The 26,614-nt window shown below is 70.7% G+C and carries 25 protein-coding genes and 1 rRNA gene; 19 read left to right on the top strand and 7 right to left on the bottom strand.

The window, feature by feature from the left end; genetic code table 11:
- From rrf to AB0L75_RS23010, 10 genes are all read left to right on the top strand, one after another.
- Positions 1–88, top strand: a 5S ribosomal RNA gene (gene rrf / locus AB0L75_RS23055); the annotation flags it as partial.
- Positions 89–149: 61 nt separating this feature from the next.
- Positions 150–794, top strand: a complete 645-nt coding sequence (locus AB0L75_RS23050) for an HAD family hydrolase (protein ID WP_365183712.1) — start codon at positions 150–152, stop codon at positions 792–794.
- 91 nt (positions 795–885) lie between these two features.
- Positions 886–1,620, top strand: a complete 735-nt coding sequence (locus tag AB0L75_RS23045; RefSeq protein WP_365183709.1) for a VC0807 family protein — start codon at positions 886–888, stop codon at positions 1,618–1,620.
- An 87-nt stretch (positions 1,621–1,707) separates the two neighbouring features.
- Positions 1,708–2,940 carry an MFS transporter gene (locus AB0L75_RS23040; protein WP_365183707.1) on the top strand — a complete coding sequence of 411 codons (1,233 nt, stop codon included), beginning with the start codon at positions 1,708–1,710 and terminating at the stop codon, positions 2,938–2,940.
- Entirely contained in the window at positions 2,891–4,063 is a 1,173-nt protein-coding gene (locus AB0L75_RS23035) for an acetoin utilization protein AcuC (protein WP_365183704.1), read from the top strand. The genes AB0L75_RS23040 and AB0L75_RS23035 overlap by 50 nt, the downstream gene beginning before the upstream one ends.
- A gap of 81 nt (positions 4,064–4,144) precedes the next feature.
- A complete protein-coding gene (locus AB0L75_RS23030; protein WP_365183701.1) occupies positions 4,145–4,960 on the top strand; it encodes a phosphatase in 816 nt (271 codons plus the stop codon).
- 129 nt (positions 4,961–5,089) lie between these two features.
- The gene (locus tag AB0L75_RS23025) at positions 5,090–5,302 is read left to right on the top strand and encodes a helix-turn-helix domain-containing protein (RefSeq protein ID WP_159045602.1); all 213 of its coding nucleotides are present in this window, start codon (positions 5,090–5,092) and stop codon (positions 5,300–5,302) included.
- Between the two features lie 147 nt (positions 5,303–5,449).
- Positions 5,450–5,548, top strand: coding sequence for an AURKAIP1/COX24 domain-containing protein (locus tag AB0L75_RS23020; RefSeq protein WP_003948845.1), 99 nt, complete (start codon positions 5,450–5,452; stop codon positions 5,546–5,548).
- Positions 5,549–5,760: 212 nt separating this feature from the next.
- A complete protein-coding gene (locus tag AB0L75_RS23015; protein ID WP_365183698.1) occupies positions 5,761–6,822 on the top strand; it encodes an NAD-dependent epimerase/dehydratase family protein in 1,062 nt (353 codons plus the stop codon).
- 15 nt (positions 6,823–6,837) lie between these two features.
- Complete coding sequence (locus AB0L75_RS23010; RefSeq protein WP_365183696.1) at positions 6,838–7,914, top strand: lysophospholipid acyltransferase family protein; 1,077 nt, start codon at positions 6,838–6,840, stop codon at positions 7,912–7,914.
- Between the two features lie 55 nt (positions 7,915–7,969).
- Here AB0L75_RS23010 and AB0L75_RS23005 read toward each other — a convergent pair whose 3' ends face one another.
- The 3 genes from AB0L75_RS23005 to AB0L75_RS22995 all read right to left on the bottom strand — a co-directional run bounded on the left by AB0L75_RS23005 (position 7,970) and on the right by AB0L75_RS22995 (position 11,578).
- Positions 7,970–9,190 (bottom strand): DUF5667 domain-containing protein, encoded by a 1,221-nt coding sequence (locus AB0L75_RS23005; protein ID WP_365183693.1) that lies wholly within the window; start codon positions 9,188–9,190, stop codon positions 7,970–7,972.
- Between the two features lie 247 nt (positions 9,191–9,437).
- Entirely contained in the window at positions 9,438–10,229 is a 792-nt protein-coding gene (locus AB0L75_RS23000) for an ECF subfamily RNA polymerase sigma factor, BldN family (RefSeq protein WP_365183691.1), read from the bottom strand.
- A gap of 419 nt (positions 10,230–10,648) precedes the next feature.
- Positions 10,649–11,578: an HAD-IB family hydrolase gene (locus tag AB0L75_RS22995; RefSeq protein WP_365183689.1), complete on the bottom strand. Its 930-nt coding sequence runs from the start codon at positions 11,576–11,578 to the stop codon at positions 10,649–10,651.
- Between the two features lie 118 nt (positions 11,579–11,696).
- Between AB0L75_RS22995 and AB0L75_RS22990 the strand changes: the two genes are divergently transcribed.
- The 5 genes from AB0L75_RS22990 (at position 11,697) to AB0L75_RS22970 (ending at position 17,373) form a co-directional block, all read left to right on the top strand.
- The gene (locus AB0L75_RS22990) at positions 11,697–11,978 is read left to right on the top strand and encodes a glutaredoxin family protein (RefSeq protein WP_365183686.1); all 282 of its coding nucleotides are present in this window, start codon (positions 11,697–11,699) and stop codon (positions 11,976–11,978) included.
- 280 nt (positions 11,979–12,258) lie between these two features.
- Complete coding sequence (locus AB0L75_RS22985; RefSeq protein WP_365183684.1) at positions 12,259–13,023, top strand: redox-sensing transcriptional repressor Rex; 765 nt, start codon at positions 12,259–12,261, stop codon at positions 13,021–13,023.
- Entirely contained in the window at positions 13,020–14,708 is a 1,689-nt protein-coding gene (locus tag AB0L75_RS22980) for a glutamyl-tRNA reductase (protein WP_365183681.1), read from the top strand. Before AB0L75_RS22985 ends, AB0L75_RS22980 begins: the two co-directional genes overlap by 4 nt.
- Positions 14,705–15,664: a hydroxymethylbilane synthase gene (gene hemC, locus AB0L75_RS22975; protein ID WP_365183678.1), complete on the top strand. Its 960-nt coding sequence runs from the start codon at positions 14,705–14,707 to the stop codon at positions 15,662–15,664. Before AB0L75_RS22980 ends, hemC begins: the two co-directional genes overlap by 4 nt.
- On the top strand, positions 15,661–17,373 hold the full coding sequence (locus tag AB0L75_RS22970; protein ID WP_365183676.1) for a bifunctional uroporphyrinogen-III C-methyltransferase/uroporphyrinogen-III synthase: 1,713 nt from the start codon (positions 15,661–15,663) through the stop codon (positions 17,371–17,373). Before hemC ends, AB0L75_RS22970 begins: the two co-directional genes overlap by 4 nt.
- A 42-nt stretch (positions 17,374–17,415) precedes the next feature.
- On the opposite strand, the gene AB0L75_RS22965 is transcribed toward AB0L75_RS22970, so the two are convergent.
- Positions 17,416–18,408 carry a phospholipase D-like domain-containing protein gene (locus tag AB0L75_RS22965; RefSeq protein ID WP_365183673.1) on the bottom strand — a complete coding sequence of 331 codons (993 nt, stop codon included), beginning with the start codon at positions 18,406–18,408 and terminating at the stop codon, positions 17,416–17,418.
- Positions 18,409–18,677: 269 nt separating this feature from the next.
- On the opposite strand from AB0L75_RS22965, the gene hemB reads away from it, so the two are divergent.
- On the top strand, positions 18,678–19,670 hold the full coding sequence (hemB, locus tag AB0L75_RS22960; RefSeq protein ID WP_365183670.1) for a porphobilinogen synthase: 993 nt from the start codon (positions 18,678–18,680) through the stop codon (positions 19,668–19,670).
- Between the two features lie 194 nt (positions 19,671–19,864).
- Complete coding sequence (locus tag AB0L75_RS22955; RefSeq protein WP_365183667.1) at positions 19,865–21,088, top strand: PLP-dependent aminotransferase family protein; 1,224 nt, start codon at positions 19,865–19,867, stop codon at positions 21,086–21,088.
- A 22-nt stretch (positions 21,089–21,110) separates the two neighbouring features.
- Here AB0L75_RS22955 and AB0L75_RS22950 read toward each other — a convergent pair whose 3' ends face one another.
- Positions 21,111–21,929: a DUF4253 domain-containing protein gene (locus tag AB0L75_RS22950; protein WP_365183664.1), complete on the bottom strand. Its 819-nt coding sequence runs from the start codon at positions 21,927–21,929 to the stop codon at positions 21,111–21,113.
- Between the two features lie 130 nt (positions 21,930–22,059).
- On the opposite strand from AB0L75_RS22950, the gene AB0L75_RS22945 reads away from it, so the two are divergent.
- Positions 22,060–23,313, top strand: coding sequence for a hypothetical protein (locus AB0L75_RS22945; RefSeq protein ID WP_365183661.1), 1,254 nt, complete (start codon positions 22,060–22,062; stop codon positions 23,311–23,313).
- A gap of 34 nt (positions 23,314–23,347) precedes the next feature.
- Here AB0L75_RS22945 and AB0L75_RS22940 read toward each other — a convergent pair whose 3' ends face one another.
- Positions 23,348–23,734, bottom strand: a complete 387-nt coding sequence (locus tag AB0L75_RS22940; protein WP_365183658.1) for a VOC family protein — start codon at positions 23,732–23,734, stop codon at positions 23,348–23,350.
- A gap of 61 nt (positions 23,735–23,795) precedes the next feature.
- Here AB0L75_RS22940 and AB0L75_RS22935 point away from each other — a divergent pair, with 61 nt between their 5' ends.
- A complete protein-coding gene (locus AB0L75_RS22935) occupies positions 23,796–24,758 on the top strand; it encodes a YafY family protein (RefSeq protein WP_365183655.1) in 963 nt (320 codons plus the stop codon).
- Here AB0L75_RS22935 and argS read toward each other — a convergent pair.
- A complete protein-coding gene (argS, locus tag AB0L75_RS22930; protein WP_365183652.1) occupies positions 24,736–26,502 on the bottom strand; it encodes an arginine--tRNA ligase in 1,767 nt (588 codons plus the stop codon). The two genes, AB0L75_RS22935 and argS, sit on opposite strands and share 23 nt — an antisense overlap.
- Positions 26,503–26,614 lie beyond the last annotated feature (112 nt).

Here is a 26,614-nt window from a genome sequence, read left to right as displayed (position 1 = left end):
CGGTTACATTCCGAACCCGGAAGCTAAGCCTCACAGCGCCGATGGTACTGCAGGGGGGACCCTGTGGGAGAGTAGGACGCCGCCGAACAAATTTTGAGAAAGGCCCACGCCGTTTTGGCGTGGGCCTTTCTGTGTTTATGCTCGAATGTATGCGCTATGACTTGGTGATCTTCGACAACGACGGTGTGCTCGTCGACAGCGAGCCCATCTCCAATCGGCACCTGGCCGCCTATCTCACCGAGTTGGGGCACCCGACCTCCTACGAGGACTCCATCCGGGACTACATGGGCTCGGCGATGCACCGGATCCATGACCTGGTGCTGGAGCGCACGGGTCAGCGGCTGCCGGACGACTTCGACGACGTCTTCCACGCGCGCGTGTTCGCGGCGTTCGAGCGGGAGTTGCAGCCCGTGGCGGGCGTGAGCGGCGTACTGGAGAAGCTGGCCGCGGACGGGGTGCCGTACTGCGTGGCCTCCTCCGGGAGTCATGCGCGGATCCGGGTCGGGCATCGTACGACCGGGCTCGACCGGTGGTTCACGGACGAGCGGATCTTCAGCTCCGAGGACGTGGGGCGGGGCAAGCCGGCGCCCGATCTCTTCCTGTACGCCGCGGAACGGATGGGTGTGGCGCCGAAGCGGTGTCTGGTCGTGGAGGACTCTCCGCTGGGCGTGCAGGCCGCCGTGGCGGCCGGGATGGCCGTCTACGGGTTCATCGCGATGACGCCGGCGGAGCGGCTGGCCGGCGCCGATCAACTCTTCTCCTCCATGGGCGAGTTGGCTGACCTGCTGGTATGACGAGTCACCGGTGCGGGTCTGACAATTGTCATGCGGACGTCCGGACGATCGTTTCTACTGCCGCACCCCCTGCGGCGGCGAAGCTGAGGGCATGACGAAGAACACGGGGGCCGAGGGCCGGAGCAAGCAGCAGAACCACAACCCGAGCGTGCTGGACAACTTCAAGCCGCTGCTCCTGGACGTGTCGGTGCCGCTCGGGTCGTACTACCTCCTCAAGGACGCCTTCGGGATGAGCACCTTCGCCGCGCTCGCCTGGAGCAGTGTGGTGCCGGCCGTGCGGACCGTGTGGGGCGTGGTGAAGGAGCGCAGGACCAACGCTCTGGCCGGTCTCATCCTGGTCGTCAACGTCGTCTCCCTGCTGCTGAGCTTCGTGTCCGGCGACCCCCGGCTGATGCTCGCCAAGGACAGCGGGGTCAGCAGTGTCGTCGCCTTCGGGATCCTCGTCTCCGTCCTGCTCGGCAAGCCGATGATGACCGCGGGCATGAAGCCCTTCCTCGTCAAGGGCGACGCGGCGAAGGAGGCCGCCTGGGAGCGGCTCCTTGCCGGGGCGTCCGAACGGTCCGCGGCCTTCCGGGCCAAGGAGAAGGCGTTCTCGGTCGTCTGGGGGCTGGTGCTGCTGGCCGAGTGTGTCGCCCGGGCCGTGGGTGCGTACACCATCCCCGTGGACACGATGGTGTGGCTCGGCAACGTCTTCCTCATCGGTGCCATGGTGATCGGATTCGTGGTCGGCGGTGCGCTGGCCGTCGGGCCGATGGAGGGGATGCTCGCCGCCGAGGTGGAGGCCGGCAAGGCCGAGCAGCGGCCCGAGGTGGCCGTCGCCGCCTGATCCGGCGGAACCGCAGAGTAAAGCTGAAGGAAATTCATCTTTGGCTGGATCTACCCACAGGTACCCAGGGGCCCTACGCTCGCCGCCATGACTGATGTGCTGCGGCGCGGCAGGGCCTCGCTGGCGTTCAGCTTCTTCGCTCAGGGCGCCACTTTCGCCCTGCTGGTGACGCGCATCCCGGCCATCCAGGACCGGTACGGCATCTCCGACGCGCTGCTGCCGGTCTTCCTGGCCGCCGTGCCGATCCTCGCCGGCGTCGGCAGTGTGACCACCGAGCAGCTGGTGCAGCGCATCCGGCCCAGCCGGCTGCTGCGCTGCTCCCAGCCGGTGGTGCTGCTGGCGCTGCTCGGTGCCGGGGCGGGCGGCCGGATCGCGGAGCTGGCGGTGGCGCTGGGCGTGTTCGGGCTGGCCGTGGGGGTGCTGGACGCCTCGATGAACATGCTCGGGGTGAGCCTGCAGCGGTCGTACGGGCGCAGCATCATGCTCAGTTTTCATGCCGCGTACAGCCTGGGCGGGATTCTGGGCGCGTCGCTGGCGTGGGTCGGGGCGCACTGGCATCTCGCGCTGTGGGTGTCGTACCTGCCGGTGGTGGTCGTCCTGCTGCCGGCGACGCTCGTGGCGAGCCGGTGGTACGTCGACGGGGATGTGGCACCTGTGGGGGAGGAGCAGGGCCAGGGCCAGGGCGGCGGTGTCGTCTTCAAGCTGCTGCTGCCGCTCTGTCTGGTGATGACCTTCGCCTACATCGGGGACTCGACGGTCTCCAACTGGAGCGCGAAGTATCTGAAGGACGTGCTGGGCAGCTCGGAGCAGCTGGCGACCGTGCCGTACAACGTGTACATGGTGACCACGCTGCTGGGGCGGGCGATCGGGGACCTCGGGGTACGGCGGTTCGGGGCGGTGGCGGTCGTACGGCTCGGGACGCTGGTGGCGGCCGGCGGGTTCGCGGTGGTGGCCTCGGCGCCCGGGGCGTGGGTCGGGATGCTCGGGTTCACGCTGCTGGGGCTGGGCTTGTGTGTGCTGGTGCCGCAGACGTTCGCGGCGGCGGGGAGGCTCGCTTTTGAGAATCACGGTCCCGGGGCTTCGGATGCTGCCATCGCGCGGCTCAATATTTTCAATTACGTGGGTTTTCTGGTCGGTTCGCCGTTGGTGGGGGCCCTGGGCGACGCGTGGAGCTATCGGGGGGCCATGCTGGTGCCGATGGTGTTGGTGCTGGTGACGTTGGTGTACGCCAGGTCGTTCGCTGCTCAACCGGGCCGATACGGTGGCGGGCATGAGCGGCCGCGCACAGCTGATGTGGGACGAGGCAGTAACGGGCTATGACTTCGGCCCGGACCATCCGATGGATCCGGTCCGGCTGGCACTGACCCGGAAACTGGTGGGTGCCTTCGGGCTCGACCGGGAGTTGGAGGTCGTCGCGGCCAAGCCGGCCGGGGAGTCGACGCTGCGGCTGGTCCACCGGGAGGACTACATCGACGCCGTGAAGGCCGTGTCGGCCGATCCGGCGAGGGCGGACGGCTCGTACGGGCTGGGGACCGCTGACGATCCCGCCTTCGCCGGGATGCACGAGGTGTCCGCGCTGATCGCCGGGCAGTCGGTGGGGGCGGCGGAGGCGGTGTGGCGGGGGGATGCCGATCACGCCGTGAACTTCGCGGGCGGGCTGCATCATGCGATGCCGGGTGGGGCGTCCGGGTTCTGTGTCTACAACGATGCTTCGCTGGCCATTGCCCGGCTGCTGGAGCTGGGGGCCGAGCGGGTCGCCTATGTGGATGTCGACGTGCATCACGGGGACGGGGTGCAGGCGGCGTTCTGGGAGGATCCGCGGGTTCTGACGATCTCGTTGCACGAGCATCCTCGTACGTTGTTCCCGCAGACCGGGTGGCCGGAGGAGGTCGGCGCCGGGGCGGGGGAGGGGTCCGCCGTGAATGTGGCGCTGCCGGCGGGGACCGGGGACGCGGGGTGGGTGCGGGCGTTTCACGCGGTGGTGCCGGAGCTGCTCGCGGAGTTCCGGCCGCAGGTGCTCGTGTCGCAGCACGGGGCCGACACGCACTTCGAGGATCCGCTCGCGCATCTCGCGGTCTCGCTGGACGCGCAGCGGGCCGTGCAGGTGGCGTGTCATGAGCTGGCGCACGAGTACGCCGGGGGGAAGTGGGTCGCGTTGGGGGGCGGCGGGTACGCGGTCGTGGATGTCGTGCCTCGGTCGTGGACGCATCTGGTGGGGATCGCGGCGGGGCGGCCGGTGGCGCCGGAGACGGTCATTCCCGAGGGGTGGCGGCAGGACGCGTTCGCTCTGACCCGGCAGTTGGGGCCGCAGCGGATGACCGATGGGCGGTGGCCGGTGAGTTGGGCGTCGTGGGATGCGGGTTACGACCCTGCGGACCGGCTGGATCAGGCGGTACGGGCGACTCGGCGGGCCGTGTTCCCGTTGCGGGGGCTGCTGCCGTGACATCGTGCGGATTACGCCGACTGTGCGGAAATCCCCCGGTTCGGTCCCCTGACGGGTCCCCCATGCGTCACCATCGCACCCGTGTCGACCAGCGGAACTCTGTGTGCGTATCTGCTGGCTGTTCGGCTTGCCGGGGAGGTGGGGACCTCTCGGGAGGACAGTCTGCGGAGTTATCGGCTCTTCGCCGCCCGGGATCCCCGGGTGCTGATCGGGATCGATCCCGAAGGGACCTGGGGGCAGCGGGACTTGCTGGGCCTCATGGCGGAGAAGTGCGGGGTCTCGGCCGATCCCCGGCACACTTCGGGCCCGGATGTGATCGATCCGGAGCGGACGTTGGCCGCGTTGGACGCGTTCGCGGGGCGGATCGGGGAGGTGGCCAGGCGGGGTGCGCCCGTGCTGTTCGGGACCGGGCATCCGCGGCCGCTGCTCGGGTTCTACGCCGGACTGGCGGACGCGCTCTCGGCGGCGGGGTGTGACGTGCTCACCCCGGCGCAGGGTCGCTGTGTCGACATATTGACCCGGTTCGGTCTACGTACGTGCGCGGTGGACTACACACGCGGCGTCGGGTTGGTGCGGGAAACCGACGGTGGGCGCCCCGGTTGTGAGCCGGGCGTGCACAGCCATTCGCCGCTGCCGGTTCGGGTCGTGCTGGAGGCCGCGGCGGAGGGCGGGGGGCCGCTGCCCGAGTTGGTCGTCGGGGACCACGGCTGGGTCTGCGGAGCTGGTCAGCTGGGGTTCGAGGCCATCGGGCTCGCCGACACCGACGATCCGGCGCTGTTCGTGGGGGAGGCGGAGGGGCGCGTGTCCGTCGCCGTTCCGGTTGATGACGCCGTGCGGTCTGACTACTACCGGCCGCTCACCCGCTACGTACTCAAACGAGCGTGTCTGTCACAGTAGGCCTGCGATGGGTGCACCTCTTCCCCACTTGCATCACCCGCCCCTACATTGGGGAGTGAGCACGCAACGACGAAGAGTCACCGGAAGGGGAAGCCGGTGGCCGTCGAGTGCGGAAGGTTCAGGTGTGTCATGGCTGCAGCTGACGAGAGGCCTCTGAACGAGGTCGTGTTCCTTACCGTGGCGGAGGTTGCCTCGGTGATGCGAGTGTCGAAGATGACCGTGTACCGCCTGGTGCACAGCGGTCATCTGCCCGCGATCCGGGTCGGGCGGTCGTTCCGTGTCCCGGAGCAAGCGGTACACGAGTACCTCCGTGACAGCTATGTGGGGGTGGAGACGGCCTGACGGCAATCCCAGGGTGACCCCCGGGTGACCCGGGGTTCCCCCCTCGATTACGACCTTGGCGCTCGGTTGGGTAGGCTAGCCCCTCGTAGGTCGTGTGGGCCCATGGCGCCCAAACAACCGAGTGATGAGAAGTGAGCGAGGGTAGTCGTGGGCTCTGTTATCAAGAAGCGGCGCAAGCGGATGGCCAAGAAGAAGCACCGCAAGCTGCTCAAGCGCACGCGCGTTCAGCGTCGCAACAAGAAGTAGGCGACGCGCGAGAGCGTTTCAGCGCGTATCTGTGGCCTCCCATCAGACACTGGTGGGGGGCCACAGGCATATCCGGGAAACCAGGCAGGCAGGGGAACCCGGATGTTCCGATGAGTGAATTTCCGTCACTTCCTGCATCGGGCGGTCATCACAGCGCAACATCAACCCGCTAGGTTGGCCGTACGCATCACGTACGAGGGAAGGCGCTGATCTTGGGGAAGGTCGTGCTCGTCACCGGAGTCGCCCGGCAACTGGGCGGCCGGTTCGTACGGCGGATCCAGCGGGATCCGGAGGTAGACCGGGTGATCGCCGTGGACGCGGTCCCGCCGGCCCACCATCTGGGCGGGGCGGACTTCATCCAGGCCGACATCCGGCTGCCGACGATCGCCCGGGTGCTCGCCGAGACGGGCGCCGACACGGTCGTCCACATGGATGTGACGGGCACGGCGCTGGGCAGCGGCAGCCGGGCCACGGTCAAGGAGACCAACGTCATCGGCACCATGCAGCTGCTCGGCGCCTGCCAGAAGTCGCCGACCGTGAAGCGGCTGGTGGTGAAGTCCAGTACGAACGTCTACGGCTCCGCGCCGCGCGATCCGGCCGTCTTCACCGAGACGACCCCGCCGAAGTCGCTGCCGAGCGGCGGCTTCGCGAAGGACACGGTCGAGGTCGAGGGCTATGTGCGCGGGTTCGCCCGGCGGCGGCCGGACGTCGCCGTGTGCGTGCTGCGGTTCGCGAACATCCTCGGGCCGGCCGCGGACACCCCGCTCGCCTCGTACTTCGCGCTGCCGGTCCTGCCGACCGTCTTCGGCTACGACCCTCGACTGCAGTTCGCGCACGAGGACGATGTCATCGAGGTGCTCAGGATCGCCTCGCACGAGCCGCGCCGGGGCACCCTCAACAGCGGCACGTTCAACATCGCCGGGGACGGTGTGCTGCTGCTCTCGCAGTGTTCCCGGCGGCTCGGGCGGCCCACGGTGCCGCTGCTGCTGCCCGCGGTCACCTGGGCGGGTTCGCTGGTGCGTACGCTCGGTATGACGGACTTCTCGCCGGAGCAGATCCGGCTGCTCACCCATGGACGGGTGGTGGACACCGTCCAGATGCGCGAGACGCTGGGCTTCACGCCCAAGTACACGACGGCGGAGACGTTCGCGGACTTCGCCCGCGGCCAGGGCCCCGGCCTGGTGCCGCCTCAGGCCCTCGCGGGGGCCGTCGACCGGATCGCCGCGCTGGCCGCGAGGGGCGGCGGCCGGCCCACGACGCACAGCGCCAACTGAGGAGAGCGGCAAACGATGGCGGACGCCAAGGTCATTCCGTTCGACGACGACCGGTCCCGCGGGAGCGCCGCGCAGCGCCCGGCGCGGCGCCGGAGCACGGGCAGCAGCCGGCGCGGCGCCGTCGGCGAGGCCGGGGAGATGGGTGAGGTCCAGCCTCTGCCGGGCCGGGCCCGGGCACAGGAAGACGGGCCTGTGAGCCGCGAGGAGGAGCGGGAGGAGTCGCCGGAGCGACCGGGGCCCGGCGGGCCGGCCGGCGGCCTGGAGCGGCGTGTGGCGGCCGGGCTGGCCTTCCTGCGGCGCCGGCTGACCGGGGACTACGACGTCGACGACTTCGGTTACGACGAGGAGCTGACCGACCAGGTCCTGATGTCGCTGCTGCGGCCGGTGTACGAGAAGTACTTCCGGGTCGAGGTGAAGGGCATCGAGAACATCCCGGCGAAGGGCGGGGCGCTGATCGTCGCCAACCACTCCGGGACGCTGCCGCTGGACGGGCTGATGATGCAGGTCGCCGTGCACGACCGCCATCCGGCCGGCCGGCATCTGCGGCTGCTCGCGGCCGACTTGGTCTTCGTGCTGCCGGTGGTCAACGAGCTGGCCCGCAAGCTGGGGCACACCCTGGCGTGCGCGGAGGACGCGGAGCGGCTGCTGGCTCAGGGCGAGCTGGTCGGGGTGATGCCGGAGGGCTTCAAGGGCATCGGGAAACCCTTCAGCGAGCGGTACAAGCTGCAGCGGTTCGGCCGCGGGGGCTTTGTCTCCACCGCGCTGCGGCAGGGGACGCCGATCATTCCGTGCTCGATCGTGGGCGCCGAGGAGATCTACCCGATGATCGGCAACGCGAAGACTCTGGCGCGGGTGCTGGGATTTCCGTACTTCCCGTTGACGCCGACGTTTCCGTGGCTGGGGCCGCTTGGTGCGGTTCCGCTGCCGACGAAGTGGACGATCCAGTTCGGTGAGCCGATTCCGACGGACGGGTATCCGGCGGAGGCTGCCGAGGATCCGATGCTGATGTTCAACTTGACTGATCAGGTGCGGGAGCAGATTCAGCACACGCTGTACAAGCTGTTGGTGCAGCGGCGGTCGGTCTTCTTCTGATGCGTTCGGTCTTCTGAGTGGGGGCGCCGTGCTCGGGAGGGCGCCCCCACTGCCGTTAGTGCGTCGCGTCCTCTCCCTCGATGCCCAGGCCGGGCAGGAGGCCCGGGAGGAGCGGTGGGATGGTGACGTCCGGTGTGGTCGTCGGGGGCTTGCTGGTGGACGGCGTGCCGCTGCCGGTGCCGGTCTTCGGTGGTTCGAGCAGGCCGCCCGTGTCGCCGCCGATGAGGCCCATGCCGCTGCTGCCGGTGGCCGTGCCGCTCGGGTCGCCGGTGCTCGCGTGCTTGCCGGAGGACGGGGTGTGGCCGGAAGAGCTGGGCGCGCTCGACCGCCGGCCGCCGGAGGAGCCGGTGGACGCCGAGCCGGAGCCCTGCCGCTTGCCGTCGCCGCCCTGGGCGGGCGACTGCGGGAGCAGGGACTGCAGCGGGGCGACCTCTTGGTCTATGGCGTCGAACACCGACGACACCTGCTGTTTGACGTCCCCGAGCTGCACGGGCAGCTTGTCGCTCAGCGCGCTCCAGGCCTCGCGGTGGGCGCGGGAGAACGTGGACAGGGCCTGGATCGGGCCGAGCGAGCCGGGGTCGGCCTCATAGGCCTCGTGGAGCAGGCGGTGGCCCTCGGTGACATCGCGCTGCATGCCGGAGAGCGTGCGGCGGATCTCGCCGATGGACTCGTGGTCGAGGTGGCCGCCGCGGCCGCGCTCCATCAGCCGACGGGCCTCGCTGAGCCGGGTGGAGGCCTGGTCGAGGTAGGTCTGGCCGCGCTGGTCGTCGCCGTTGGTCAGGTAGTTGAGCTTGAAGTCCTCGATGCCGCGTTTGAGGCCGTACAGCGAGTCGCCGGGCAGGGCGTCGGAGCTGGCGGCGGCGACCCCGCCGAAGGCCCCGGCGGCCACGCCGACGCTGAGCCCGCCCGCGGCGAGCCCCTTGGTCAGTCGGGAACGCGGGCGGAGCTTGCCCAGGGGGCTCGCCCGGTGCGCGCCTTTCTGTCTGGGTACCGACGCGTCCGCCATCCCGGTGCCCTCTTGGAACATGGCCTCCATCGCGGCCACCAGTTGGGCGCGCTGCACGACCTTGACCTCGGGGTCGAGCTGCGGCTTGGGCAGCGCGTCGAGGTCCGCGGCGAGGGCCAGCAGCTCGCCCCGCTCGCTCTGTTCCTCGACGGTCGGCGGAGAACCCGCCGGGTCTACGGACTGCTCGGCCGCCGTGTCCCGGTCGGACAGCTCCTCCAGGGCCTGGGCGAAGGCGTTCGCCCGCCGGTGTGCCGATACGTTCGCGATCACTGGCGGCACCTCCTCTCGTCATCACGGTCGACTCCCCAGGGGGTCCTGAGGGTTGCACGCCCGCGACCACTTCCACACGATCGAGTGATCAGGGTCGGCCAGACGTGACCACAGGGAGCCTGTATCCCGCACAACGACTGGCGCGGCACTTGGGTTACGGACGGCGGATGACCGGATCGGAAAGGCAACGAGCTTTCACGGAACGTGAGTTGGACGTCGCCATGTGTAGTGGGGTGCGGGCTGCGGCTCAGCGCGCGTCGTCCGGCAGAAGCCGGGCCAGCGTGCGTACGGCGCGGTACTGGAGGGTCTTGATGGCGCCCTCGTTCTTGCCCATGACACGGGCGGTCTCGGCGACCGAGAGGCCCTGGAGGAAGCGGAGCGTCACGCACTCCTGCTGCTGCGGGTTGAGCCGGCGTACGGCATCCAGCAGCGCGGCGTTCGACAGGGTCTCCAGGACGGAGTCCTCCGGGGAGCGCTCGACCTCGTTGGCGTCGAGCATCTCGCCGGTGGTGACCTCCAGGCGGAAGCGGCTGGACTTGAAGTGGTCGGCCACCAGGTTCCGGGCGATCGTCACCAGCCAGGCCCCGAAGTCGCGGCCCTGCCAGGTGAAGGTGCCGATCCTGCGCAGCGCCCGCAGAAAGGTCTCGCTGGTGAGGTCCTCGGCGGTGGCCCGGCCTCCGACGCGGTAGTAGATGTACCGGTACACCGTGTCGCTGTACTGGTCGTACAGTCGGCCGAAGGCCTCGGCCTCGCCCGCCTGAGCGCGCTCGACCAGGTCCATCATCCGGGCGCTGTCGCTGTCGGCGGCCGGGCGGCGGGCGGTGGCGGCACCGGCACCTGCGCCGGCGGAACGCCCTCGTCTGCCGACGGCGGCGCTGCCGTCGGCCAGTGCGTAGCACGGGCCGACGGGCGCGGCGGCGGCGAAGGCGGGGACGGCGTACGCGGTGGGGACGAGGCCGCGCAGCGTCTCTTTGACCGTTGCGACAGTTGCGCGCAGCGTAGCCAGGCCCGAGGCGTCAACCCCGACGTGTGGGTACACGGGACTCCCAGAGGCAGAGCTTCCATCACGTGCAGTACGGGACCGTTCACCCGTCGTAGCGACGGAGAGGTACCGGTTTGCGTCTGAGGAGAATAACGCTTCGTGCAGGCACTGCTACACCGAGTTGCTCAAATCATCGATTGCGTCGCTTCTGTTGCCGATTGAGGGCCTATCAAGTTCCGTAGCGTGATCGCTTGTTGATCGGAATGAGGCGGCTTTCGGCGAAGTACAGGGCGTGTTGAAGTGGCCGCGGCATAATCCGGCCGCGCGAAGGGGGCGCGCGAGGTGGGTGTGGGCGCCGCAACCTCCAGGGGTGCGCGGAACCGCGCGACCGGCCCACGGCGAGCCGCGGACGACGACGGCGCGGTGCGGGGGCGGGAGCCCGGCTCGGGGCGCCGCCGCGCCGGTGCTGTCGCGCGCTATCGGCGCCGGCGGCTCAGGGCGATCGCGGCCGCCGTGCCGCCGGCCACCGCTCCGACGCCCGCTGCCGCCGGGATGCCGACCTTCGCGGCCTTCCGCCCGGTGCGGTAGTCCCGCAGGCGCCAGTCCTTCTCGCGGGCGTGCTTGCGTAGCTTGGCGTCGGGGTTGATGGCGTAGGGGTGGCCGACCAGGGACAGCATGGGGATGTCGTTGTGGCTGTCGCTGTAGGCGGCGCAGCGGGCGAGGTCCAGGCCCTCGGCCGCCGTCAGGGCGCGTACCGCCTCCGCCTTCGCCGGGCCGTGCAGCGGCTCGCCGACCAGCTTGCCGGTGTAGACGCCGTCCACGGACTCCGCGACCGTGCCGAGGGCCCCGGTGAGGCCGAGGCGGCGGGAGATCACCTGGGCGATCTCCACGGGGGCCGCCGTGACCAGCCACACCTTCTGGCCGGCGTCCAGGTGGGCCTGGGCCAGGGCGCGGGTGCCGGGCCAGATGCGGTCGGCCATGTACTCGTCGTAGATCTCCTCGCCGATCGACTCCAGCTCGGCGACCCGGTGGCCCTTGACGATCGACAGCGCCGAGTCGCGGGCGTCCTGCATGTGCTCGGGGTCCTCGACGCCGGCCAGCCGGAACCAGGCCTGCTGCCAGGCGAACCGGGCGAGGTCGCGGGTCTCGAAGAACTTCCGCTTGTACAGGCCCCGGCCGAAGTGGAACAGCGCTGCGCCCTGCATCACGGTGTTGTCGAGGTCGAAGAAGGCGGCCGCCTTGTCGTCGCCGCGCACCGGGAACTCCGGTTCCTCGTCGGTGACCTGCGGGGTTTCCTGCGCTTCCTGCGAGGACTTGCGGGCAGCCTCCGCCGAGGCCTCGCCTGCCAACACGCTGCGCGCCGTGGCGGAGCGCCTACGAGGAGTGAGCCATCCGAGAGCGGCCATGTCGTGAGCATAGCCAGTTTGTTCGGTGCTTCCCCGGCCACGAGGGTTTGAAAGGTGTGAACTCTCCGCGACCGGGCCGTTAAAGAACTGATCGGAAGCGTGCGGGGCACGCGCGAGAATGGCTCGTATGAGTCCCCTTTTCCGGCGCAAGGCCGAGCCCCGTGAGCGGCTCGTCACACTGATCCGCAAGCCCGGCTGTCATCTGTGCGAGGACGCGCAGGTCGTGATCGAGAAGGTCTGCGGGGAACTCGGGGTGCCCTGGGAGTCCAAGGACATCACCGAGGACCGGGCTCTGCACGACCGGTACTGGGAGCAGATCCCGGTCGTACTGATCGATGGTGAACAGCACACCTTCTGGCGCGTGAACGAGGAGCGACTGCGCCGGGCACTGACCGACTAGTCCAAACCGGCCCGAAAGTCGCTTAGGATCGACGGCGGTCTGATCTCGGGGGCGGGATTTGTGAGGAGAGTGTGGGGTTTTGCCCCCAGTAACTAAGGAACGGCGGTGCGTGTGCGCCGGTTCCCGGCGAGGGCGCGAAAGGCGCGTGACCCCGGTCACTTCTGCCGGGCAAATCGGACACCATCTTTGTGCACGCGTTCACAAAGACATAGCCTGCTGTCGACGGGGCGGTCTGGGGACGTATGACCGCCTGCAGCCCCGCTCTACCCGCAGGAGCACCGTGGCAACTGGCCGAACACACCGACCGGCGACCCGTAGCCGAGGGATTCCCGAGGCCACCGTCGCCCGGCTTCCGCTGTACCTCCGAGCCCTGACCGCACTGTCGGAGCGCTCGGTACCCACGGTCTCCTCCGAGGAACTGGCGGCCGCGGCGGGGGTCAACTCCGCCAAGCTGCGCAAGGACTTCTCGTACCTGGGCTCCTACGGAACGCGCGGTGTCGGCTACGACGTGGAGTATCTCGTCTACCAGATCTCCCGTGAACTCGGCCTGACCCAGGACTGGCCGGTTGTGATCGTCGGTATTGGTAACCTCGGCGCCGCCCTGGCCAATTACGGCGGGTTCGCCTCCCGTGGCTTCAGGGTCGCGGCCCTCATCGACGCCGATCCGGCGATGGCCGGGAAGCCGGTCGCCGGTATCCCGGTGCAGCACACGGACGACCTGGAGAAGATCATCCAGGACAACGGGGTGTCCATCGGCGTGATCGCCACCCCCGCCGGTGCCGCCCAGCAGGTCTGCGACCGGCTCGTGGCCGCCGGGGTCACCTCCATCCTGAACTTCGCGCCGACCGTGCTGACCGTCCCGGACGGGGTCGACGTGCGCAAGGTCGATCTCTCGATCGAACTCCAGATCCTCGCCTTCCACGAGCAGCGCAAGGCCGGCGAGGAGACCGCGGCGGGCGACGGGGCGCACCCCGCGGCCGCCCGTGACGCTTCCTCCGCCGACCAGGGGCCCGACGGGGACGTACCCGCCGTGATGCCGGCATGAGTCTCCTCGTCGTCGGACTGAGCCACCGCAGCGCACCGGTCAGCGTGCTGGAGCGGGCCGCGCTGAGCGCGGACGCCCAGATCAAGCTGCTCCAGGACACGGTCGCCGCCGAGCCGGCCACCGAGGCGGCGGTGCTCGCCACCTGCAACCGCATCGAGCTGTACGCCGACGTGGACAAGTTCCACGCCGGTGTCGCCGAGCTGTCCACGCTGCTCGCCCAGCACAGCGGTGTGGGGCTGGAGGAGCTGACGCCCTATCTGTACGTCCACTACGAGGACCGGGCCGTTCACCACCTCTTCTCGGTGGCCTGCGGGCTCGACTCGATGGTCGTCGGCGAGGGCCAGATCCTCGGCCAGATCAAGGACTCGCTGGCCCAGGCGCAGGAGCTGCACACCGCCGGCAGGCTGCTGAACGACCTGTTCCAGCAGGCCCTGCGGGTCGGCAAGCGCGCCCACTCCGAGACCGGCATCGACAGCGCCGGCCAGTCCCTGGTCACCTTCGGCCTGGAGCAGCTGGCCGCCGGGTGTGCCGTCGAGGCATGGGCCGCGGGCAAGAAGGCGCTGGTCATCGGCGCCGGATCGATGTCCTCGCTGGCCGCCGCGACGCTGGCGCGGGCCGGGGTCGCCGAGGTCGTCGTCGCCAACCGCACCGTCGAGCGCGCCGAGCGCCTGGCCGAGATACTGACGGAGGCCGACGACAACGCGGTGGCCGCCCGTGCGGTACGGATGGACGCCGTATCGGACGAGCTGACACGTGCCGACGTCGTCGTCTCCTGTACCGGGGCGACGGGCCTGGTGCTCACGGCGGAGGCGGTCGCCGAGGCGGTCGGGGGCCGTACCGGGCAGCCGGTGGTCGCCGACCCGGCCGTCACGGCCGTGAAAGCCACGCAGGCCGTGCAGCTGCCGCCCACCAGTGTCGGCACCGACGAGAACTGCCCGCTGGACCTGGCCGCCGTACAGCCCGGCTTCTCCCTCATGGGCGAGGCCGCCGTCGCCGGAATGGACGCGGCCACCCTGGAGCAGCACGCGGCCTGGGCCGCGGGCACGGCCGTGGACCGCCGCGAGCGCCGCACGCCCGAGGCGGACGCCGAGCTGATCACCGCGCTCGCCGCGACCGCCGCCACCGTCGGCCGGATCCCCGAGCGGCGCAAGCCGGAGCCGCCGGCCGAGCGCCCGGCGCCCTTCTTCTTCCTCCTCGACCTGGCCATGCCCCGCGACATCGACGCGGCCGTGCACCGGCTGGCCGGGGTGCGGCTGGTGGACATCGAGTCGCTGGCGGAAGCTTCCGCCGACGCACCGATGGCGGCCGATGTGGACCAGGTCCGGCGTATCGTCTCCGACGAGGTCGCGGCCTTCGGCGCGGCACAGCGGGCGGCGCACATCACGCCGACCGTGGTCGCGCTGCGCACCATGGCCGCCGACGTCGTCGCCAGTGAGATCGCGCGGCTCGACGGCCGCCTGCCCGACCTGGACGAACGCCAGCGCGGCGAGATCCGCCAGGCCGTGCACCGGGTCGTCGACAAGCTGCTGCACGCGCCGACCGTACGGGTCAAGCAGCTCGCGGCCGAGCCCGGCGGCGCCGGGTACGCGGACGCGCTGCGCACCCTGTTCGACCTCGACCCCGAGACGGTCGCCGCCGTCTCCCGGGCCGTGGACAGCACAGACAAGAAGGACCGACCAGCATGACTGACAAGGCACTGAGACTGGGGACCAGGCGGAGCAAGCTCGCCATGGCCCAGTCCGGTCAGGTGGCGGAGACCGTCCGCCGGCTGACCGGACGGCCCGTCGAGCTGGTCGAGATCACCACGTACGGCGACACCTCGCGCGAGCAGCTGGCGCAGATCGGCGGCACCGGCGTCTTCGTGACGGCGCTGCGCGACGCGCTGATGCGGGGCGAGGTCGACTTCGCGGTTCATTCGCTCAAGGACCTGCCCACCGCGCAGCCCGAGGAGCTGGTCCTCGCCGCCGTACCGCCGCGCGAGGACCCGCGGGACGTGATCGTCGCGCGTGACGCCCTCAAGTTCACGGACCTGCCGCGCGGGGCGCGCATCGGCACCGGTTCGCCGCGCCGCATGGCGCAGCTGAACGCGTACGCACGCACCCACGGCCTGGACATCGAGACGGTCCCGATCCGGGGGAATGTGGATACGCGGATCGGGTATGTGCACGGCGGCGAGCTGGACGCCGTCGTGCTCGCCGCGGCCGGCCTGCACCGGATCGGCCGCATCGACGAAGTGACCGACTTCCTGTCGGTCGACACGGTTCTGCCCGCCCCCGGCCAGGGGGCACTGGCGATCGAGTGTGCCGCGGACAACGCGGACCTGATCGCCGCGCTCGGCGAACTCGACGACCCGTTCACCCGGGCCGCCGTGACCGCCGAACGGTCACTGCTCGCCGCCCTGGAGGCCGGTTGCAGCGCACCTGTGGGCGCGCTGGCCGACCTCCTGGCCGACGGGCAGATTGTCAAGGAAATGCGCCTGCGTGGCGTCGTCGGCACGACCGACGGCACTCGCATGGTGCAGCTGTCCACCACCGGTTCCGTGCCCCAGACGCACGAGCAGGCGCTGGCACTCGGTCGCGAACTCGCCACCGAGATGCTCGCCCAGGGCGCGGCCGGTCTGATGGGGGAGCGAGCACATTGAGCCCCACCGCCCTTCCTGCCGCCGGTCCGGAACACGGGTACGTCACCTTCCTCGGTGCCGGACCCGGAGATCCGGGACTGCTGACTCTGCGCGCCGTGGAGGCGCTGTCGAACGCGGACGTCCTGGTCGCCGAGCACGAGGTGCTCGACGTGATCCGGACACACGCCCGACAGAGCGTTTCCGTGGTGCAGACGGACGCAGACCATTCCTCGGTCTCGCCGCCGGGCACGGGCACGCCCCAGCTGACGGTCGTTGACGGCACGTCAACAACCGCCGCTGTCCCGGCCGCTGCGCGGGATGCCGCTCATCTTGTCATGGAGGCTGCGCGGGGCGGCAGGCGGGTCGTCCGTGCGGTGTCCGGGGACCCGGGACTTGATACGTACGCGGCGGAGGAAATGCTCGCCTGCGCCGCCGCCGGGGTGCCCTTCGAGGTCGTCCCCGGTGTCGCGGCCGCGGTCGGCGTGCCCGCGTACGCCGGTGTGCCGCTGCGGGACGCGCAGGGTGCGGACGTCCGGTTCGTGGACGCCCGTACGGCGTCGGACCGCTGCTGGACCGAGGTGGGCGCGTCGGACGGCACGGTCGTCGTCTCGACGACGCTGGACTCGGTCGCCGCGGCGGCCGGTGAACTCGTGTCCGCCGGCCGCAAGCCCGACACCCCCCTGTCGGTCACCGTCGCCGGTACGACGACCCGCCAGCGCACCTGGACGGCGACGCTCGGCACGATCGCGCAGACGCTGAAGCAGGCGAAGGTGCTGCCGTCGCCGGACGGCGGGCGGCCGGTCATAGCCGTGGTCGGCGAGCGTTCCGCCGCCGCCCGGCGCGACCAGCTGTCGTGGTTCGAGTCCAAGCCGCTGTTCGGCTGGAAGGTGCTCGTGCCGCGCACGAAGGAGCAGGCGGTGTCGCTCTCCGACCAGCTGCGGTCCTACGGCGCCGTGCCGCACGAGGTTCCGACGATCGCGGTGGAGCCCCCGCGGACGCCTCAGCAGATGGAGCGCGCGGTCAAGGGCCTGGTCACCGGGCGGTACGAGTGGATCGCGTTCACGTCGGTCAACGCGGTGAAGGCGGTCCGGGAGAAGTTCGAGGAGTACGGGCTCGACGCGCGTGCCTTCGCGGGCATCAAGGTGGCCGCGGTGGGCGAGCAGACCGCGAAGGCGCTCGTCGCCTTCGGCGTGAAGCCGGATCTGGTGCCGAGCGGTGAGCAGTCGGCCGCGGGTCTGCTGGAGGACTGGCCGCCGTACGACCCGGTGTTCGACCCGATCGACCGGGTGTTCCTGCCGCGGGCCGACATCGCCACGGAGACCCTGGTCGCCGGGCTCATCGAGCTGGGCTGGGAGGTCGACGACGTCACGGCGTACCGGACCGTGCGGGCCTCGCCGCCGCCGGCGGAGACGCGGGAGGCGATCAAGGGGGGCGGCTTCGACGCGGTTCTCTTCACGTCGTCGTCCACGGTGCGCAACCTGGTGGGTATCGCGGGCAAGCCGCACAACGTGACGGTCATCGCGTGCATCGGTCCGGCCACGGCCAAGACGGCCGAGGAGCACGGTCTGCGGGTCGACGTCATGGCTCCGGAGCCGTCTGTGCTCAAGCTGGCGGAGGCGCTGGCCGACTTCGGTCTGAAGCGGCGTGCCGCCGCGCTGGAGGCGGGGGATCCGGTGACGCGGCCGAGCGAGCGTCGGCCGGGGGCGCGCAGGCGCCGTACGACCACGTGAGAACAGGCGGGTGCCGAACGGCACCCGCCTGTCGTGCGTCGGCTACTGCGGCGTGCCGCCCGCGTAGTCGCTGTTGAACGTCGTCTCGATCGTCTGGGCCACCGGCTGGGCGACGCCCGTGCCGGTCAGGATGATGCCCAGCTCCCGGTTGTTGCTCAGGGAGTTGCTGCTGATGTTCATGGAGCCGGCCTCGACCTCCTGGGTGGACAGGCCGTAGTCGGCGACCATCGCCTTGGCGTGGATGTAGAAGCCGTTCGGGTCGGAGTAGCCGACGACCGTGCCGCCGGCGGCTTTGACGGCGGAGACCTCGCTGGAGTAGCTGGAAGGATTCTCCAGGACCACGCGGACCTTGACGCCCGCCTTGGCCCGCGCCACGATCGCGTTGACCACCGTGCTGTCGCTGAACTCCAGCTCCTCCACGTCGAGCGTCTTGGTCGCCGAGTTGATGAAGGAGACGAGGCGGTTGCGCGAGTCGGTGGGGGACCACAGCAGGTGGTCGCCGTCGGTGGGGGTCACGGACGTCGCCGTGTAGTCCGCGTCGAAGACCTTCTCGATCGCGGCGACGTCACGCGTGTCGTCGGTGAAGACGCCGTAGTCGCGGCCGGTCGTGTAGTACTGCGAGGTCAGATTGCCGGTCAGGACCAGGGACTTGGTGCCGTCGACCGTGATCGTCTTCTGGTGGGTGTAGACGTAGGCGGAGGAGGACCAGACCACGCCCACGCCCGCGTTCGTCAGGGACGTGTACGCCGAGTTGTTGGCGGTCTTGTGCTGGCGGTCGAGGATGACCCGGACCGTGACGCCCTTGTTCTTCAGGGCTATGAGGTCGTTGACGGCCGTGGTGTCCTCCAGCTCGTACATGGTCATGTCGAGCGAGCTGGTGGCCGAGTTGACGAAGTCGTAGATGGCGGGCTGGCCGCCGGTCCGGGAGAAGGCGAACGCCGAGTAGCTCGCCGCGTTCGCGGGAACGGCGGTGCTGACGACGGCGGCACCGGCGGTGAGGGCGACGGCCGCGCGGGTGAGGACCTTCCGCAGCATGCGTGACTCCTGTCAGGAGGCAGGGAAACGTGGGGGTCGTGCCGTGGAGGGTGGCGCGTGCATGACACCACGCGCGTAGAACGCTGGGGAGGCGGGCGGACCCAGGGATCGCCAGGAGAGCGCAAAGACTTCGTATGGCCGCGCCGCTATGCCCGCGAATGGCGTGAATGGGCTGTCTGTGGGCCGCCTATGAGCCAATCTGCGAGCCCGCCACCGGTCCGACAGGGCGTCGGCAAAGGCGGCGGCCGGGCGGGCGTAGCGTAGAGGGCATGACGAAGTACGGATCGTTTCCCGGTACGCGTCCCCGGCGACTGCGGACCTCGCCCGTCATGCGCCGGATGGTCGCCGAGACGCGACTGCACCCGGCCGACTTCATCCTCCCGGCGTTCGTCCGGGAGGGCGTGAGCGAGCCCGTGCCGATCGCCGCCATGCCCGGTGTCGTCCAGCACACCCGCGACAGCCTGAAGAAGGCCGCGCTGGAGGCGGTGGAGGCCGGGATCTCCGGGATCATGCTGTTCGGCGTGCCGGAGGAGAGCAAGAAGGACGCCGCCGGGACTCCGGGCACCGATCCGGACGGGATCCTTCAGGTCGCCATCCGGGACGTACGGGCCGAGGTCGGCGACGACCTGCTCGTCATGTCCGACCTGTGCCTGGACGAGACCACCGACCACGGGCACTGCGGGGTGCTGGACGATCAGGGGCGGGTCGACAACGACGCCACCCTGGAGCGGTACGCGGAGATGGCGCAGGTGCAGGCCGACGCCGGTGCGCACGTCGTCGGCCCGAGCGGGATGATGGACGGCCAGATCGGCGTCGTCCGCGACGCGCTCGACCAGATCGGCCGCGAGGACGTGGCGATCCTCGCCTACACCGCCAAGTACTCCTCCGCGTTCTACGGCCCCTTCCGCGAGGCCGTCGGCTCCTCGCTGAAGGGCGACCGCAAGACCTACCAGCAGGACCCCGCCAACTGGCGTGAGTCCCTGCGGGAGTTGGCCCTGGACCTGGAGGAGGGCGCGGACATGGTCATGGTCAAGCCGGCCGGGCCGTACCTCGACATCCTGGCCAAGGTCGCGGACGCCGTGGACGTGCCCGTCGTCGCCTACCAGATCTCCGGCGAGTACTCGATGATCGAGGCCGCCGCCGAGAAGGGCTGGCTCGACCGGGACCGGGCCATCTTCGAGACCCTGACCGGCATCAAGCGCGCCGGGGCACGCACCATCCTCACCTACTGGGCGACCGAGGCGGCACGGAAGCTGCGCTAGTCGCCCGCAGGGCTCACCGGTTGAGGGCGTCGCCTGCGTCTGCTGCCCGTACGTGACGGTCGGCGAGCTGGCGTAGCGGACGCCCTTCGCCGCCTGCGGCGCCCACCGCATCTCGTCCGGATCGCGGAATTACCGGTGTAAGCGGCATGTACCTCTCTAGTGTGGCCGGAAACGACCTGAAGGAGAGCCGCGCCATGTCCCTCACCGAGTCAGCTCCGACCTCCGCCGGGCCGGTCCCGACCCGCGCCGCCGTTCCGCCGCTCGCCGCGCGTGCCCGGAGTGTGGGCGGCTCGCCCGTGCGGGACATCCTCGCGGTCACCGCCCGCCCCGAGGTGATCAACTTCGCGGGCGGCCTGCCGGCGCCGGAACTCTTCGACCGGGACGGCATAGCGGCGGCCTTCCAGGACGTCCTGGCGACGATCCCGGCGCAGGCGCTGCAGTACTCCACGACCGAGGGCGAGCCCACGCTCCGTGCGGGCCTCGCGGCCCGCATCACCGCCCGGGGCCTGTCCACCGCCCCCGACGACCTGATCGTCACCACCGGCTCCCAGCAGGCCCTGTCCCTGCTGGCGACGGCCCTGCTCGAACCCGGCGACACGGTCCTGGTCGAGAACCCCTGCTATCTGGCGGCACTTCAGGTCTTCGGCCTCGCGGGCGCGCGCGTGGTGGCCGTGCCGGGCGACACGGACGGAGTGGACCCGGCCGCCCTGGAGGAGGCGGTCCGCCGCGAGCGCCCGAAGCTGCTCTACCTGGTCCCCACCTTCCAGAACCCCACCGGCCGTACGATGCCCGCGCCGCGCCGCGCGGCGATCGCCGCCGTCGCCGCCCGCCAGGGACTGTGGATCATCGAGGACGACCCGTACGGCGAACTCCGCTACGACGGCGAGCGCGTCCCCTGGATCGCCTCGCTCCCCGGAGCCGAGGACCGGACCGTCCTCCTCGGCTCCTTCTCCAAGGTGATGGCCCCCGGTCTGCGCCTCGGCTGGCTGCGCGCCCCGGACGGGCTGCGCCGGGCCTGCGCGGTGGCCAAGCAGGCGGCGGACCTGCACACCCCGACGCTCAACCAGCTCGCCGCCGCCCGCTATCTGGACGTCCTGGACACCCATGTGGAGCGGGTGCGGGCCGTGTACGGCGCACGCCGTGACGCCATGCTGACGGGCCTGCCCGGCGCCCTTCCGGCCGGCTCGCGGTGGAGCCGGCCCGAGGGCGGCATGTTCCTGTGGGTGCGCCTGCCGGAGTCGTACGACACCCTCGCGCTGCTGCCCCGCGTGGTCGAGCAGAACGTGGCCTACGTCCCCGGCGCGCCCTTCCATGCCGGTGACCCGGACCCCTCCACCCTCCGCCTGTGCTTCGTCACCCAGACACCCGAGGAGATCGCGGAGGGGCTGCGGAGGCTGGGACGGGGGCTCGGGGGCTGAGCGCCGGAGCGGGGCGGGCGGGTCAGTCCCACCAGAAGGTCCAGGCGGGCGCGCCGATCAGATCCTTCGCATAGGCACGGAGGGTGTCGCACTCGCCCTGGAGCACGTTGTCCGGGCAGAGCGCGAAGTGCTCCGCCGCCACCGCCTCGGCGTCCTCCTGCGTGGCCGGCGGGGCCGCGACGGACACCACCAGGGTGTCGAGGCCGAGCGCCACGACCCGTATGCCGAAGCGGTCCTCCCAGGAGCGCAGCACCGCGCATATCCGGGCCACGTCGCCCTCGTAGTTGACCGGGCCGGTCCAGCCGATCGCCGCCGGGACGTCGGCGGACCGGCGGGCCGGGACCAGGGCGAGGTGCGCCTGCCCGACCGCCGACTCCGGATCGCCGCCGAGCGCGTCGGCGACCTGCGCGGCACGGATGTCTGGATCGGCACAGAGGGCGGCGGCGGGCGCGAGGCCGGGCCAGTCGCTCCCGAACGGCTCGATCTCCTCGGCGATCTCGCCGTCCTCCGTCTCCTCCTCCCAGTACTCGGCGAGGATGTCCTCGGCGTCGTGGTCGCCCGGGTACGACGTCTCGCCGGGTGCCAGCTCCCAGTCCTCCAGGCCGCCCCCGGCGTCGCCGGCGTCCACGAGCACCGGCAGCAGACCGGCGCGGGCCGCAGGTGCGCCCAGTGCCTTCCAGGTGCCCGGCGCGGCCGGCTTCTGAGCGCACCACAGCAGCGGTTCGTGCCAAGGACCCTCATGCGTCAGGTCGACCAGTCTGCCCGGCGGCAGTTGAAGTCCCAGGGAACGACCGCTGGGGTCGGTGGCCAGCTTGGGCAGCGGGTTGGGAAGAGTCGCCATGGCAGTGACTGTAGAGGCCGCCACTGACAACGCCGTTGGCCCGCCCTCCCGATGAACCACCACCCCCCGAACGCGCTCTTACCGGATGGTGTTGTGATGGGGGACGGGGTTACGGGAGGGATGGAGGAACGTGCGGATCGGGCGCTACCCGGTGCGGTGGCACATCGTGCTGCTCACCCTGTGGACGGCCGTCTGGTTCGTCCTGGCCGAACGCCACGGGGCCGTGTCCTGGCACTACCTGCGCGAAGGCGAGCAACTGCTCTTCAACCAGGCCCCCGGCGGCGGCCTCGCCCTGTACGCCAACCATCCCGAGCTGCAGATCGGCCCCGTCAGCTTCCTCGTCGCCGGTCTCTTCGCACCCTTCCCCGCCGACGTCGGTGAGAAACTGGCCGACGCGTTCATGTCCGGCCTCGGCCTGTACATGCTCGTCCTGGTCGGCCGCGCGGCAGCCGAGTACAACCGCGGCACCGGCGTCAACCACAAACGCCTCCAGCAGCGCGTCCTGATCGCCGGAGCGGCCTTCATCCCCATGTGGGTCGAGGTCTCGGTCCGCTTCGCCCACCTCGACGACGTCCTCGCCCTGTTCTTCACCACGCTCGCCGTGCGCGCGCTGGTCCGCGGCAACGCGACGGCGGTGGGCGTCTTCCTGGCCCTGGCGGTCGACTCCAAACCGTGGGCGGTGGGCTTCCTCCCACTGCTGCTGGCCCTGCCGCGCCCGGTCCGGCTGCGCTCGGCGGCCTGGGCCTTCGGCCTGGTCGCGGTCGCCTGGCTGCCCTTCTATCTGAGCCACCTGGAGACCCTGCACGCGGCCCACTTCACCATCCCCAACCAGCAGGCTTCCTCGCTCCGCTGGTTCGGCGTGCACGACCCCGAGACACCGTGGTGGGACCGCCCCGCCCAGATGGCCCTGGGCACGGCCCTGGGCGCGCTCGCCGTACGCCGCGAGCGCTGGCCGGCAGTGATCTTCCTTGCCGCCGACGCGCGCATCCTGCTGGACCCGAGCGTGTACACGTACTACAACGCCTCGGTCCTCCTCGGCACCCTCCTGTGGGACTCCATCGGCCAGCGGCGCCTGGTCCCCTGGGTCAGCTGGATCGCCCTCATCTCCCTCTACGGCAGTGCGCTGGTGGTCCCCTCGGACTCCACCCGAGGCCTCATCCGCCTGGCGTTCTGCATCGGCTCGGCGGCGTATGTGCTGTTCTGGCCGCAGCGGACACCGCGCGGCGGCCGGGGCCGCCGGTCACGCCGGGGAGGCGGTGACGGAGGCCCGGCCGGCGGGGGTCCGGGGACGGGCGAGCGGCCCGACGGGCCCTACGGTCACTTCGGTCACTGGAACGACGCGGTGAACGCCGTCCATGCGGACGGCGGACGCGGCGTGTCCTAGCGGTCTTGCCTGCCCTGGTGCCCCGGCAGGGGCACTAGACCAGCGTCGTGATGCAGAACGGATGCCCGGCGGGGTCCAGCAGCACCCGCCACCGCTCCCCGCCCGGCTGGAACCCGGGCTTGGCGGCGCCCAGTTCGAGCAGCTGCCGCTCGGCGAGGTCCAGGTCGTCCACGCCCAGCTCGATGTGCGCCTGCTTCTCCTGCGCCGGGTCCGGCCAGGTGGGCGGGCGGTAGTCGGCCAGGCGGTTGAAGCCGAGACCGGTCGAGCCCTCCTTGCCGAGCAGAACGAAGTCATCGGTGGAGTAGAGGACCGACATGCCGAGCAACTCACCGTAGAAACGGGCAAGTTCGGCGGGGTCGGCGCAGTCGAAGGTGACGGCGGCGTAGCGGAACGCGGGTGCGGAAGCGGTGTCCGTGGTCATGGGCAAGACGCTAGGACATGACCAGGACAGTTCCGGTCCTGGTCATGCGAGACTTCTGTGTGTGATCGGCGCCTCCGCCCGCCTGCTGCGGCTGCTGTCCCTGTTGTCCTCCCGGCCGTCCTGGACCTGTGCCGAACTGGCCGAGCGCATGGCGGTCACCGACCGCACGGTCCGCCGGGACGTGGCAAGGCTCAGGGAACTCGGCTACCGCGTCGACTCCGAGGCCGGTCCCTGGGGCGGCTACCGCCTGCGCGCCGGCTCCCGCGTGCCGCCGCTGATCCTCGACGACGAGGAGGCGCTGGCCGTGGCGGTGGGGCTGAGCGAGGCCGCGCTGGGCGGCGACCAGGCGGCGCTGTCCGCCATGCTGAAGCTGCGCCAGGTCCTGCCCTGGCGGATCGCGGACCGCCTCGGCGAGCTGGACGAGGCCTTCGTACGCCTGCCCGGGTCCGGCGATGCGCCCATCCGCCCCGGCCTGCTGCTGGAGCTGGCGGCGGCGTGCCGGAGAGGGGAGCGGGCCCGGCTGTCGTACACGGACGCGCAGGGACGGCCGTCCGTCCGGGACATCGACCCGTACCGCCTCGTCCACACCGGCCGGCGCTGGTACTTCGTCGCGCGGGACGTGGCGCGGGGCCAGTGGCGGACGTTCCGGGCGGACCGCGTCGACCGCGTCCGGCCCACCGGGCACCCGGCGGACCTCACCGACCCCCCGGACCCGGCCGACCTGGTCTCCCGCAACATCGCGAACGGCCCCTACCCGCTGACGGCGACCGTCCGCCTCCCGCTCCCCCTGCGGGAGGCGCTGCGGATCGTCCCCGCCACGGTCGGCACCCACCGCCCCGACGGCCCCGACGCGACGATCACCGAGGTCGGCGGCCCCGACCCGGACGGCCTGGCCCGCTATCTGCTGGGCCTCGGCACGCCGTTGCGGGTCCTCGCACCGGAGGCGGTACGAGAGGCCCTGGTACGTCAGGCCGGGGCGCTTGCCGCGCAGAACGCAGGCGTCAGAGCTTCTCGGGGGTCCTGATGCCCAGCAGGGCCATGCCCTGGTGCAGGGTGCGGGCCGTGATGTCGCACAGGAAGAGGCGGTTCTCCACCTGCTGCGGCGTCTCGGCCTTCAGGACCGGGCACTTGTCGTAGAAGGACGTGTACAGGGACGCGAGCTGGTACAGGTACGCCGCCAGCTTGTGCGGGGCGTACTCCGCCGCCGCCTCCGCCACCGTCTGCGCGAAGGCGTCGACGTGGAGGCCCAGCACGCGCTCGATGCCGGCCAGTTCCAGCTCCGGGTGCGCGGCCGGGCGGGTCTCCCCGGCCTTGCGGAGGATGGACCGGATACGGGCGTAGGCGTACTGGAGGTAGACGGAGGTGTCGCCGTTCAGGGACACCATCTGGTCCAGGTCGAACTTGTAGTCCCGGTTCGCGGACGTCGACAGGTCCGCGTACTTCACCGCGCCGACGCCCACCTGGGCGCCCCGCTCGGCGATCTCCTCCTCGGAGAGGTCCTGGGCCTTCTCCCGGACGACGGCCGACGCGCGGTCGATCGCCTCGTCGAGCAGGTCGACCAGCCGGACCGTCTCGCCCTCACGGGTCTTGAACGGCTTGCCGTCCTTGCCGAGGACCGTGCCGAAGGCCAGCTGGACCGCCGTGACGTCGTCGCCCAGCCAGCCGATCCGGCGCGCCGTCTCGAAGACCATCCTGAAGTGCAGGGACTGGCGGGCGTCCACCACGTACAGCAGGGTGTTGGCCTTCAGGTTGAAGACCCGGTCGCGGATGGCGGACAGGTCGGTGGCCGCGTAGCCGTAGCCGCCGTCCGACTTCTGGACGATCAGCGGGACCGGGTTGCCGTCCGGGCCCAGGATGTCGTCGAAGAAGACGCACAGGGCGCCTTCGCTGCGGACCGCGACGCCCGACTCCTCCAGCAGTCGGCAGGTCTCCGCCAGCATGTCGTTGTAACCCGACTCGCCGACGATGTCCGGGTCCTGGATCTCCATGTCCAGCTTCTCGAAGACGGAGAAGAAGTAGATCTTCGACTCGTCCACGAACTTCTGCCACATGGCGAGGGTGTGCGGGTCGCCGGCCTGGAGGTCGACGACGCGGCGCCGGGCCCTCGTCTTGAACTCCTCGTCGGCGTCGAATTTCTTCCGCGCGGCCTTGTAGAGGCGGTCGAGGTTCGACATCGCCTCCTCACCGGTGACCCGGGTGTCCTTGTGGTCCAGCTCGTGCGGGTGCTCGTCCAGGTACTGGATGAGCATGCCGAACTGCGTGCCCCAGTCGCCGATGTGGTGCCGGCGGATCACGTTCTCGCCGGTGAACTCCATGAGCCGCACCGCCGAGTCGCCGATCACCGCGGAGCGCAGGTGGCCGACGTGCATCTCCTTGGCCACGTTCGGCTGCGCGTAGTCGACCACCGTCGTGCCCGGGTGCGCGGCGGTCGGCACGCCGAGGCGGCCGGTCTCGTCCGCGTACCGCGCGGCCAGGTTCGCGGTGATCGCCCGGTCCGCGATCGTGATGTTCAGGAAGCCGGGGCCCGAGACCTCGACGTCCTTGATCAGCTCGTCGCCCGTGACCACCTGGGCGACGACCTGCGTCGCCAGCTCCCTCGGGTTCGCCTTCGCCTTCCTGGCCAGCGCCAGGATGCCGTTGGCCTGGAAGTCGGCCCGGTCGCTTCGTCGCAGCAGCGGGTCCGCGCCGGCGGCCTCGGGCAGAGTGGCCGAGAGGGCGGACGCGAGGTGCTGCTGGACCGAATCGCTGAGGGGCGTGACCGAGGCCATAGGAAGGGGTGCCGTTCTCCTCGTGGGGATGGATAGACCCGGCCAGTATCCCATGGCAGGTAAAGCCGTTTTCGCGGGCGCGAGCCGGTCTGTGAGAATGGGGTGTCACCCC

Source organism: Streptomyces sp. NPDC052101 (assembly GCF_040680235.1).
Classification (GTDB): Bacteria; Actinomycetota; Actinomycetes; order Streptomycetales; family Streptomycetaceae; genus Streptomyces.
Note: the sequence above shows the minus strand (reverse complement) of the source record. Positions and strands in the feature narration are given on the sequence as shown.